The organism is Bacillus sp. VA13 (assembly GCF_055710085.1).
Genome location: NZ_JBVQPP010000001.1, coordinates 1,501,252 through 1,513,264, shown reverse-complemented (window position 1 = coordinate 1,513,264; position 12,013 = coordinate 1,501,252). Strand labels below are relative to the sequence as shown.

Annotated in this window: 11 protein-coding genes and 1 other annotated feature; of the genes, 5 read left to right on the top strand and 6 right to left on the bottom strand. The window is 45.4% G+C overall.

The window, feature by feature from the left end:
* Positions 1-18: 18 nt before the first annotated feature.
* The gene (ytvA, locus tag AC0C66_RS07805; protein ID WP_014114852.1) at positions 19-804 is read right to left on the bottom strand and encodes a YtvA family blue-light photoreceptor; all 786 of its coding nucleotides are present in this window, start codon (positions 802-804) and stop codon (positions 19-21) included.
* 392 nt (positions 805-1,196) lie between these two features.
* Between ytvA and AC0C66_RS07800 the strand changes: the two genes are divergently transcribed.
* The 3 genes from AC0C66_RS07800 (at position 1,197) to AC0C66_RS07790 (ending at position 4,801) form a co-directional block, all read left to right on the top strand.
* Positions 1,197-1,532 (top strand): DUF4257 domain-containing protein, encoded by a 336-nt coding sequence (locus AC0C66_RS07800; RefSeq protein ID WP_003223352.1) that lies wholly within the window; start codon positions 1,197-1,199, stop codon positions 1,530-1,532.
* A gap of 103 nt (positions 1,533-1,635) precedes the next feature.
* Positions 1,636-1,850, top strand: a binding site (T-box leader).
* 109 nt (positions 1,851-1,959) lie between these two features.
* Positions 1,960-4,374, top strand: a complete 2,415-nt coding sequence (leuS, locus tag AC0C66_RS07795; RefSeq protein WP_472973523.1) for a leucine--tRNA ligase — start codon at positions 1,960-1,962, stop codon at positions 4,372-4,374.
* A 115-nt stretch (positions 4,375-4,489) separates the two neighbouring features.
* A complete protein-coding gene (locus AC0C66_RS07790; protein ID WP_088679915.1) occupies positions 4,490-4,801 on the top strand; it encodes a rhodanese-like domain-containing protein in 312 nt (103 codons plus the stop codon).
* A gap of 21 nt (positions 4,802-4,822) precedes the next feature.
* On the opposite strand, the gene melA is transcribed toward AC0C66_RS07790, so the two are convergent.
* The 5 genes from melA to AC0C66_RS07765 are packed head-to-tail and all read right to left on the bottom strand — an operon-like array spanning position 4,823 to position 10,221.
* A complete protein-coding gene (gene melA, locus AC0C66_RS07785; RefSeq protein WP_088679916.1) occupies positions 4,823-6,121 on the bottom strand; it encodes an alpha-galactosidase MelA in 1,299 nt (432 codons plus the stop codon).
* Between the two features lie 19 nt (positions 6,122-6,140).
* Positions 6,141-6,971 carry a carbohydrate ABC transporter permease gene (locus AC0C66_RS07780; protein WP_014114845.1) on the bottom strand — a complete coding sequence of 277 codons (831 nt, stop codon included), beginning with the start codon at positions 6,969-6,971 and terminating at the stop codon, positions 6,141-6,143.
* Positions 6,968-7,879: a carbohydrate ABC transporter permease gene (locus AC0C66_RS07775; protein ID WP_088679917.1), complete on the bottom strand. Its 912-nt coding sequence runs from the start codon at positions 7,877-7,879 to the stop codon at positions 6,968-6,970. Before AC0C66_RS07775 ends, AC0C66_RS07780 begins: the two co-directional genes overlap by 4 nt.
* A complete protein-coding gene (locus AC0C66_RS07770) occupies positions 7,876-9,153 on the bottom strand; it encodes an ABC transporter substrate-binding protein (RefSeq protein WP_088679918.1) in 1,278 nt (425 codons plus the stop codon). Before AC0C66_RS07770 ends, AC0C66_RS07775 begins: the two co-directional genes overlap by 4 nt.
* 33 nt (positions 9,154-9,186) lie before the next feature.
* A complete protein-coding gene (locus tag AC0C66_RS07765; RefSeq protein WP_461845665.1) occupies positions 9,187-10,221 on the bottom strand; it encodes a LacI family DNA-binding transcriptional regulator in 1,035 nt (344 codons plus the stop codon).
* A gap of 217 nt (positions 10,222-10,438) precedes the next feature.
* On the opposite strand from AC0C66_RS07765, the gene AC0C66_RS07760 reads away from it, so the two are divergent.
* Positions 10,439-11,338: a dienelactone hydrolase family protein gene (locus AC0C66_RS07760; protein ID WP_461845664.1), complete on the top strand. Its 900-nt coding sequence runs from the start codon at positions 10,439-10,441 to the stop codon at positions 11,336-11,338.
* A 54-nt stretch (positions 11,339-11,392) separates the two neighbouring features.
* Positions 11,393-11,893 carry a hypothetical protein gene (locus AC0C66_RS07755; RefSeq protein ID WP_072181987.1) on the top strand — a complete coding sequence of 167 codons (501 nt, stop codon included), beginning with the start codon at positions 11,393-11,395 and terminating at the stop codon, positions 11,891-11,893.
* Positions 11,894-12,013: the final 120 nt, after the last annotated feature.

Below are 12,013 nucleotides of genomic sequence, written 5' to 3'. Positions count from 1 at the left end.
CGGATGAGCGGGATCTTTTTACATAATCGGAAGCACGTTAACGGCATCCTTTACATTTGAATATGTTTTCAGCGATGAAAAATTGGCGTCCAGTTTATTCATTTTCATAGCCAATTCTGGCTTAATGCCGGTAATGATTAATTCGGTTCCGGTCAATTTCAGCAAATGGCTCAGCTTGAAAATCTGGTCGGCGGTTTGTTCATTTACTTGGGCTAATCCTGATAAATCAATGATCAAATAATCATCTTTGGATGTTGATAAGATATTCGTCAATGTGCTGACGATGGAATTAAATCGCTCCTCTGTCAGGTTGCCGACTAGCGGAAGGGCCGAAATGCCGTTGCGAATCGGGACAATAGGCGTTGAAAGTGCAGTAATTTCTGTGAGGGAATCCTCGAGAAGTTTTTCATACTCTTTTTGCTGGGTGATGTCTTTTTGAATTCCGACAAAATAGGTCTTGTCTTCGATCTCAAGCGGATCAATACTCAATTCATTCCAGAACATCGTTCCGTCTTTTTTGTAGTTTTGGATCTGAACGGTAACCGGTTCTTTATTTTGCAAAGCGATTCTGATGTTGTCTACTTCAGCGGGGTCTGTGTGTTTCCCCTGTAAGAAGCGGCAGTTCTTTCCTAAAATCTCTCCGGCTTCATAGCCGGTCATTTGAACAAAGCCTTGGTTTACGTAGACAATAGGATTATCTTCAAGTGCAGGATCTGTAATTACCACACCGACTCGCGCGTGATCAAGCGCTTTTTTGATGACTTCCAGCTGTCCTTGTACTCCAAATGATTGAAAACTAGCCATATAAATCCCCCTTAGGCTGTCAGCTAACTGTGCGAAAGCCTGGTATTCCCCTTTTTTAATGAATTCTACAGTAACCGTAGCACAACACATGTTCTGATTCAAGCAAGCGCAGTTTGTTGTTTGTCATCAAGGCTTGTCCTCGTATACACTAAAAATAAGAACAGAGATTGAACATATGAACGGAAGTAGCTAAATGAGTGACTAGGTCAATGTCACTGGGTGAAAAATGAATCCAATGCATCAAGCTTACCGATCATGTGTTCACATATAATGGAAGAAACAAGCTTTTTTCAGATTTGCCAGTATGTAGATATCGAAAATCATCGGAATCGTTTAAGGGGGCTGGATGGCCTGAAGTCGCTTTACGAAATAAGGGCTTTAGGAAGGTGATGATGAAGATGCTGCATCAGGTACTTATTGCTTGTGTAATTGGAGGAATCATGGGGATTCTCGGTCATGTGAAAAAGAGAGGCAGGCTGGAGAAGCCCAGAATGACGAAGCGGTTTATCTACCTTGGATTTTTGGAAGATTGGTTTATCGGAATGACAGCTTCCATTTTACTTGTATTATCCGCTGACCCCGATTCAGGAATTCAACTTGTCATCTTATCCATTATCTCAGGCTACGGCGGTGAAGCTGTTCTCAGAAGTTTTGACTTTGTGAGAGAAATGAACAGCGGAGGCGAACCGGCCGAGTCCAAACGTCAAACCAAAACTCCACCCGAATAATTGTCCTCAATCTTCGCCCGTTCAGGGTACATTCCCATTGTATACAAACCTGCTTGCACTTATGAACAGAATTCTATAAAATACAGTTAAGATTACGGTTGCGATAAGAACAATGAAGAGGAGCAGTAAGAAGCAGATATTGTTGCAGAGAGTTGACGGCTGGTGAAAGTCAATCAAGTTTGTTTCCGAACTCACCTCAGAGTTGCAGCGGTGAAAAGCCGCTGACGCATAACTGCGTTAAAAGTATCAAGTGAGTGCGGCGCATGCCGCGCTAACGAGGGTGGTACCGCGGGAAAACGAAAGTCTCTCGTCCCTTTTAGGGATGAGGGAGTTTTTTTTAGTTTGGGAATATTCTGAATATAATCCTCTCCTTCCCGTCAATACTTGAACCATAAACGCCGTATTCAATCAGAAGGAGGTTTTTACTTTGAGTTTTCAGCACAAAGAGATAGAAAAGAAATGGCAAACATATTGGCTCGAAAACAAAACATTTGCCACTCTTGATAATAATGAAAAACAAAAATTTTACGCGCTGGACATGTTTCCTTATCCGTCAGGAGCGGGATTGCACGTCGGCCATCCTGAAGGATATACAGCTACGGATATCCTGTCCCGCATGAAGCGCATGCAGGGCTATGATGTCCTACATCCAATGGGCTGGGACGCATTCGGCCTGCCGGCTGAACAATACGCGCTTGACACAGGGAACGATCCTGCTGTGTTTACGAAGCAGAATATCGATAATTTCCGCCGCCAAATTCAGTCGCTTGGCTTCTCATATGACTGGGATCGTGAAATCAATACGACTGACCCTGAATACTATAAATGGACGCAATGGATTTTCTTAAAGCTTTACGAAAAAGGCCTTGCTTACGTTGACGAAGTGCCTGTAAACTGGTGCCCTGCTCTCGGTACGGTTCTTGCCAACGAAGAAGTTATTGACGGCAAGAGTGAACGCGGCGGCCATCCGGTAGAGAGACGCCCGATGAAGCAGTGGATGCTGAAAATTACAGCATATGCGGACAGGCTTCTTGAAGACTTGGAAGAGCTTGACTGGCCGGAAAGCATTAAAGATATGCAGCGCAACTGGATCGGCCGTTCTGAAGGCGCGCACGTTCATTTTGCTGTAGATGGACATGCTGAATCCTTTACGGTGTTTACGACAAGACCAGATACGCTGTTTGGCGCTACATACACTGTGCTTGCTCCGGAACACGCATTGGTGGAAAACATCACAACGGCAGAGCAAAAAGAAGCTGTTGAAGCATATATCAAAGAAATTCAATCAAAGAGTGATCTTGAGCGTACAGATCTTGCGAAAACAAAGACAGGCGTTTTCACAGGCGCTTATGCGATCAATCCTGTAAACGGAGAAAAATTGCCGATCTGGATTGCGGATTACGTTCTTGCTTCATACGGAACAGGTGCTGTTATGGCTGTTCCTGGCCACGATGAGCGTGATTTTGAATTCGCCAAAACATTTGGCCTTCCGGTGAAGGAAGTCGTGAAAGGCGGAAATGTTGAGGAAGCAGCGTACACTGGCGACGGCGAGCACGTGAACTCAGATTTTCTCAACGGCCTTAACAAGCAGGAAGCGATTGTGAAAGTGATCGCTTGGCTGGAAGAAACGAAAAACGGCGAGAAGAAAGTGACGTACCGTCTGCGCGACTGGCTCTTTAGCCGCCAGCGTTATTGGGGCGAACCGATTCCGGTCATTCATTGGGAAGATGGAACATCAACGGCTGTGCCGGAAGAGGAGCTGCCGCTGATTTTGCCGAAAACGGATGAAATCAAACCGAGCGGAACAGGCGAATCACCGCTTGCGAACATTAAAGATTGGGTGGAAGTCACAGATCCTGAGACAGGTAAAAAAGGAAGAAGAGAAACGAATACAATGCCGCAATGGGCGGGAAGCTGCTGGTATTTCTTGCGCTATATTGATCCGCGCAATCCGGATCAGCTGGCATCACCAGAGAAATTGGAAAAATGGCTTCCGGTTGATATGTATATCGGCGGTGCAGAACATGCCGTGCTTCACCTTCTGTACGCCCGCTTCTGGCATAAGTTCCTTTATGATATCGGCGTAGTGCCGACGAAAGAACCATTCCAAAAGCTGTACAACCAAGGCATGATTCTCGGCGAAAACAACGAAAAAATGAGTAAATCTAAAGGGAATGTTGTCAACCCTGACGAAATCGTTGCCTCCCACGGTGCTGATACGCTGAGATTGTACGAAATGTTTATGGGGCCGCTTGATGCTTCAATCGCCTGGTCTGAATCAGGATTAGACGGCGCGCGCCGCTTCCTTGACCGCGTATGGCGCCTGTTTGTTGAAGACAGCGGTGAACTTAATGGCAAAATCGTTGAAGGCGATGGTGAAACATTGGAGCGCGTGTATCATGAAACGGTCATGAAAGTCACAGACCATTACGAAGGCCTTCGTTTCAACACGGGTATTTCCCAGCTGATGGTCTTTATTAATGAAGCGTATAAAGCAACAGAGCTGCCGAAAGAATATATGGAAGGCTTTGTGAAGCTTCTTTCTCCTGTCGCGCCTCACTTGGCGGAAGAGCTTTGGGAGAAGCTTGGCCATTCCGGCACGATTGCATACGAAGCTTGGCCTGAATATGATGAAACGAAACTTGTGGATGATGAAGTTGAAATCGTTGTTCAGCTGAACGGAAAAGTAAAAGCGAAATTACAGGTTCCTGCCGATGCGACGAAAGAACAGCTGGAACAGCTTGCTCAAGCAGATGAAAAGATCAAAGAGCAGCTTGAAGGCAAAACGATTCGAAAAATCATCGCGGTGCCTGGCAAGCTTGTCAATATTGTGGCAAACTAAGCCTAGAAAAAATCCCCTTTGCCAAAAGGGGATTTTTTTCATCAGTCTGTAAATAGCAATCGTCCAGCTGACTTTGATATACTGAACATGATCATTGTGAATAGGAGTGTTTTCTTTGGAGATAAAAGAAATCAGCACAGCCGTTTTGAAAGAAAAAATTGAGGCGGATGAAGAACTATATTTAATTGATGTCAGAGAAGATGAAGAGGTGGCGGAAGGCATGATCCCGCAAGCCGTTCATATTCGGATGGGAGATATTCCTGAAAAAATGGACACCTTTGACAAAGACAAAGAGTACGTATTTATCTGCCGCTCAGGAATGCGCAGCATGAATGTCTGCAGGTACCTGGATGAGCAGGGCTTTAAAACAGCCAATGTTGAAGGCGGCATGATGGCTTGGGAAGGCGAAACAAAACCAAAAAACTAGGGGAGAGGCCCCCTAGTTTTTTTATTTGTATTCCGGAAGCCAATCGCCGTGTGCTGCAAATAAATCGTCACACATGGAGATGATGTCAGTCATGGAAAGCTCCGCGCTTGTATGCGGATCAAGCATTGCCGCTTGGTAAACCGCTTCTTTTTTTCGTGTAACAGCGGCTTCAATTGTCATCAACTGCGTATTAATATTCGTCCGGTTTAAGGCTGCAAGCTGCTCAGGCAGTTCTCCGGCGAAGCACGGGGTAATTTTTTTTCTGTCGGCGACGCATGTCACTTCCACAACCGCTTTTGAAGGAAGATTGGTGATCAGTCCTGTATTCAAGACGTTTCCCCCAAAGGTGAACGGCTCGTTCGTTTCCATTGCTTCTATAATTCTTGAACCATATTCCTTTGAGCGTTCGTGCGTAAGGTTTTTATTATTAACGATATCATCCCGCATTTTCTCCCAATTTTGAATCTGTTTCACGCATCTTCTCGGATATTCGTCGAGCGGGATTTGCAGCTCGCTGATCAGCTCGGGATAGTTCCGTTTAATAAAGTATGGATGATATTCTGCATTGTGTTCGGATGATTCCGTGACATAATAGCCGAACTTATCCATCAATTCAAACCGCACCATATCATGATGCTTTGTTCTTTGTTTTTCTTCTGCTCTCCTTTTGATTTCCGGATATAGATCTACGCCGTCTTTTTTGACTTCCAAAAGCCAAGCCATATGATTGATGCCCGCGATGCGCTCCTCGATTCCGCCATGCTCCATTCCGAGAGATTTGAATAAATCCTTCGTGCACACTTGAACACTGTGGCAGAGCCCGATTGTTTTGATGTTCGTATAGCGGAGCATGGCGCCTGTAAGTGAGGCCATTGGGTTTGTGTAGTTTAAAAACCACGCATCCGGGCACATTTCCTCCATATCTTTTGCGATATCAAATAAGACCGGGATTGTTCTGAGTGATCTGAAGATCCCGCCGATGCCGACTGTGTCGGCGATCGTCTGACGCAGCCCGTACCGTTTCGGAATCTCGAAATCTATGACTGTGCTCGGTTTATACCCTCCAACCTGAATCGCATTGATGACATAGCTTGCGTTCTGCAAGGCGAGTTTTCTGTCATCATAGCTGTTGATGGCCACACTCGGGTTATAGCGGTCTCTCAGATTTTCGAGCATGAACTGGGATTCCTGCAAGCGTTTTGGATCAATGTCGTAAAGGGCGAATTCAAATCCATTCAGTGCTTCTGTTAACAAGCAGTCTCCCAAAACATTTTTGGCGAAAATGGTGCTCCCTGCACCGATAAATGTAATCTTTTTCATATTGCTTCCTCCTTTAATGTTATCCCTTTACCGCTCCGGATGACAGGCCGGCAATAAAGTATTTTTGCAGCGCCAAAAACAGAATAACCATCGGCAGCATCGCCATAAGCGCGGCTGCGGCAACTAAATGCAGATTGTTGGCGTTTTCTCCGAAAAACCCTGCCATGGCTACTGTTAATGTCTGAACCTTTTGATCTTGTAAAAAGAAAATCGCAAATTGATAGTCGTTCCATATGAAGACACAGGAAATAATACAGATGGTCGCAGTGATCGGCTTCAGCAGAGGAAACACGATCGTAAAAAAGATTTTCAGCATGCCTGCGCCATCTATTCTTGCGGCTTCTTCAAGCTCTTTTGGAATGGTCGAACGGATGAAGCCAGAATACAAGAATACGGTTAACGGCATATAAGCCGCTGTATTGATCAAAATGGCGATGGCGTGTGTATTGACCATTCCGGCGTCCACGACCATTCGATACAAAGGCACCATCGACGTTAACGGAGGGATGATCATAATGGAAATCAGCAAGGCAAAAACGGCTTTATTCAGTTTTGTTTCCCGCCGGGCAAGCGGGTAGGCGGCAAGTGAGCCGAATATAATCAATAACAAGGCAGAAAAACCTGTGATGATGATGGTGTTTATAAATGAATTTCCTAACGAAGCGCGCTCCCACGCTTCTGAAAAATTGTGAAAGGAGATGTCGGCTGGAAACAGCCATTTTGAACTGTAGTCTCCTTTTGCTTTTAATGAAGTGGTCAGAAGGATGTAAAAAGGAATAAAATGCGCACAGGCCACAATGGCGGCAAGAATCGTAATGATCCGCATGTTTTTTGAACGGGCGGCTTTCATGACATTTCCGTCTCCTTTCTTTTAAAGTACGCTAGCGCACAAAAGCTGATGATCAAAATGACAAATGCCATAAATATGCCTTGTGTTGCGGCATAGCCGGCATCCTGCCGTTTGAAATACAAATCGTACATAAAAGTGGACATGGATTGTGACGCATTTCCGGGACCGCCTGCGGTGAGCGCGATAATGACATCAAACAGCTTTAAGCCTCCGATAATATTGATGACCATATTAATCGTGATCGAGGGCATTAACAGCGGCAGCGTAATGCTAAAAAACTGCTGGCCTTGTTTCGCGCCATCCATTTGCGCAGCTTCATAATAGTCTTTCGGAATGCTTTGCAGGCCAGCTAAGTAGACAACCATAGCGATCCCGACATATTGATAGGTGTTAATCATGACAATGAGCCACGGATTGAGCGATGGACTGGCGAGCGCATTGATCGGGCTGATGCCGAATACACCAAGCAAATCGTTGAGCGCGCCTCCGTCATAGGAGAAGAAAAAGTACCAAATATAGCCCATAATGAGCGGGCTGATCATGACCGGCAAATACACAATTGTTCTTGTTATCGCTTTCATTTTGATGCTTTGATTCAAGAGCAGGGCGTACAGGAGTCCGACCGCATTTTGGAAAAAGGTGCTGCCGAGTCCGTAAAGCAGCGTGTTTTTTAAGATGTGCCAGGTGTCAGGATCAGAAAACAGCCTTTCATATTGCGCGAATCCCACCCATTGGTAAACTTGTGAAAAGCCGTTCCAGTTCGTAAAGGTGATCAATGCGCCTTTCACAAACGGATAAATCATAAAGACCAGAACGGAGAGCAAAGCAGGAATATACATCCACCAAAGTGAGGACTGCTTTTTCGGCTTAACCTGTTTCACATGAACGTCTCTTGCGATCTCACTCATTGTTCTTCAGCTCCCTGTGTTTCCGATTGCTCCCGGAGTCGTTTGTATTCTCTTCCCAGCTTCTTCGAAATCTCTTGAGGCGTCAAAATATCAGCCGCAAGCTCCTGCCCGGCCGTGCCCAGGACATCCCACATTCCATTTGGCAGGTATAAACGGTCGAAGTAAGGCTCGACTTTGACTTCTTGATAATGCTCATAGTCGTTTGCGTAGAAAATATCAGCTTTCACATTGGTCAGTCCTGAAGGAAGCGACGTGGCTTCAGCCATTTGTTTGGCATTGGCGGGACGGGCCATAAATGCGATGAATTCTTTTGCTTTCTTTACGTGAGGGGAGTCTTTCCATGCTGCAAGTGTGTAGCGTTCACCGCCGATCCATATCGGATCATCACCGTCATGTATGGCAGGTGTCGGGATAATGCCGACCTTGACCTTCGGATTGATCTGGGCAACGTCTTGGCCAAGCGTGCCGCCTTGCATCGTAAAGGCGATTTTGTTTTGGGCCATTAATTCAATTAGCTGTGATTTTTTTGCGGTTACGGCGTCAATATTGATCAATTTTTCTTTCTGCATTTGTTTAAGGATGTCTGATAAATAAGTGAATTTGCTCCAATGAAAAGTGCCGTTGGTGAGCTGTTTTTTTTCATTATGGGCAGGATCTGTGATGAGAAGAGGTGTAGCGAATTGGTCGTAATATTGGGCGAATGAGCTTTTGTCATAGCCGGCAAACCAGAAGGGCACAATGCTTCCCTTGCTCTTTTCTTTAATCGTTCTCAGCGCTTTCATCAAGTCATCCATGGTTTCCGGCGGGTTAATGCCGTAACGGTCTAAAATATTGCGGTTATATGCCAGACCGTCTTTTGCCTGATTGATCGGATAGGCATACACCTTTCCGCTTTTATTTTTGAGGATGCTGTTTAAATTGGGATCGAGATCTTGGGTCCATTCCATATCTCTGAGATCAGCTGTATATTCTCCATACCTGATTTTTCCCCAGCCATGTGTATCGAAAAGGTCAGGCAAATCATTGGCTGCCATTCTGACACGCATCATATTTTCATAGTCATTGCCTGGGAAATGAAGGCTGACACGGATGTCTCTGTGTTCCTTTTCAAACGCTGCCGCCAGTTTTCTGAACGTATCTCTTTCACTGTCCGTTGACATTGTAGAATAAATCGTTAACGTCTTTTTTGCGGTATCTGCTGAGCTTTTCTCTGCTGAGCATCCGGGCAGAACAAGCAGAATAAGAGAGAGAAATAAAACAAAAATGTGTTTCATCTTTTCCTCCTTATTATCGTGATGAATGCTTGTTTATGTCACCTCCTTAGCTGTATATCCGCAGCTTTGTCTCACGATTAATGTTGTGGGCAGGGTGACATGATGAGGAAGCGTACGCCCATTGAGGCGGTCAAGCAGCAGTTTCACGCCTGTACGGCCCATTTCCTCTGTGTACACCTTTACCGTCGTTAGTGGCGTGCTGGCAAATTCAGCTTCTTCAATGCCGTTAAAGCTTACGAACGCCGTATCCCGCGGCACTTGGAGTCCGGCTTCCTGGAGCGCTTTTAATGCGCCGATCGCCATGGAATCGCTAGCGATAAAAAATGCTTCCGGCAGATTGCCTTGAGCGATTGCTTTCTTCATCAGGCGATAGCCCTCACGCATGCTGTATTCTCCGATCAGCACATGCTCAGACTGGGGGGCGGCGGACTCCAAAAAGGCGGTCAGCCGTTTGTCTTCAATCGTTCTGCGAATGCTTTGGCCGTCCTTCAGCGTATGCTCTTTTTCCTGTCCGCCAATGTAGCCTAACCGTTTGTAACCAAGACCGAAAAGGTGATCAATCGCTTGGCGTGAAGCGGATTCAAAATCAATGCCAATCGAATCGTATGCTTGTGGATCAGGAGAATGATTGATAAATACGGCATGTTCCAGCCTTCCGTTGATATGCTTAACCGCTTCATCATGAACACGGCCGATGACAATGACACCATCCAGTTCCCGAAAGATATGCTCCTGAAAGGAACCGAGATGAATCGAATTTGTAATGAAAATTTCCTGTTCAAAGCATTCTTTTTCAATGCCTTTGCGAATCGAAGAAAAATAAGGGTCCTGCCGTTCCTGATCAGGGGACAGACAGCTCAGTACGCCGATCAGCGGCTGGGCCCGCTGTTTGTGCCCGCGGGCTTTCCGGCGTTTGGCAACCGTTTGATAGCCAAGCTCTTCGGCAATATTGATGACTCTTTGTCTCGTTTCACCTGCAACAGAAAGCGACTCATCTTCATTTAATATTCTGGACACAGTTGCACTTGAAACATTAGCTTTCAAGGCGATATCTTTAATCCTAACCATGGTTATCCCTCTCATCTATTTAGTAAAATATTAACTCATCTGTTTTTGATAAATTGATACTATCATATGAAAGTAAGCGGTTACAATAATTATTTTCGGAATATTTCGTTATATTCACTAAATATTTAGTAAATGATGCGATTTGTTTTGGAAAAATAAAGGGGAAACCAGATTCGTCTCGTAAATGTGAAGTAAGCGAATAAGGAAGGGTGAGGGAATGAGTACGGAAAGAAGAAAGCAGCTGTTTCGATTGCTTGGAGATTTGCCTGATCGGAGGGAAATCAGTACGGAGACATTGCGTATTGAAGAAAGAGAAGGAAACATCATTGAAACGCTCCTGCTCGATCTAAACGGACATGAAAAGGTGCCCGCTTATTTTGTGAAACCGAAGTCTGTAGAAGGGCCGTGTCCAGCCGTATTGTTTCAACATTCGCATGGCGGCCAGTATGACAGGGGAAAAAGTGAACTGATGGAAGGAGCGGATCATTTGAAAGCGCCTTCTTTTTCCCGTGAGCTGACTTCTCTTGGGTACAGCGTGCTTGCGATTGATCATTGGGGATTTGGAGATCGGCGGGGAAAAACGGAAAGCGAGATTTTTAAAGAAATGCTTCTTGCCGGAAGAGTGATGTGGGGCATGATGATTTATGACAGTTTAAGAGCGTTAGATTATATGCAGTCTCGCCCTGATGTTCAGCCTGACAGAATCGGGACCATCGGCATGTCTATGGGAGGGTTGATGGCGTGGTGGACAGCGGCGCTCGATGACCGGATTAAGGTGTGTGTGGATTTATGCAGCCAGGTAGATCATCACGTGCTGATGAAAACACAGAACCTTGACCGGCACGGCTTTTATTATTACGTCCCGTCGCTTGCTAAGCATTTTTCTGCCTCAGAGATCCAAAGCATGATCGCGCCGCGCCCGCACCTTAGCCTTGTTGGTGTACACGACCGGTTAACGCCGGCTGAGGGTGTGAACAAAATCGAAAAAGAATTGACAGCTGTGTATGCTGGACAGGGAGCTTCTGAGTGCTATCGGGTGGTCCGTTCCGCTTCAGGGCATTTCGAAACAGCAGTCATGAGGCATGAAGCTGTCCGGTTTTTGCAAAAGTGGCTGTGACGGTTACAGGAAACTGGCAGAAAGGCGCAGATTTGAGCGAAGGAAGTGGAACCAATGGAATTACAAGACATTTTGGATTGGGCTTTCCGGCGGCATCTCAATCCATTAAGCTGGTATATCCGACCCCTCTTTTTATTAGTATTGGTTTATGCTGCGTATAAGCGCAGCTGGAAAGGCATCATCATCACTTTTGTATTGATGATGAGCAGTATGGTCTGGTTTCCGGAACCTAAGAAGATTGATCTGCAAATGAAAAAAGTGCTGGAATTCGAGCAAATGCTTTTAAGCAGTCCGGTCTCGGCTGTTTTAACAATTGCTTTCATGATGGTTTTTCTCGGTTTTATTTTGGCTGCTTTCTGGAAGCGGTCGCTTGTATTTGGTTTAATCCTATTGAATGTGACACTTGTTGGGAAGGTGGCCCTGTCCTTATTTTTCACAGGTGAGAATGGCTGGGCACCGTTAGGCAATACGATTTTTGGGCTGATGATGGTAAATGGGATCGGCTTGTTCATCAAGTATAGAAATCGAAAAAAACGCAGAGGAATAGACATCTAAGGCTAGGACCGTTTAACTGTAAAACGGTCTTTTTGCTCGTTTCAAGGACCAGCCCCAAAACAAAATGAAGATTTCCTATATTGACAGAATCGTATGTGAATAATAATATTCTAATTGTTA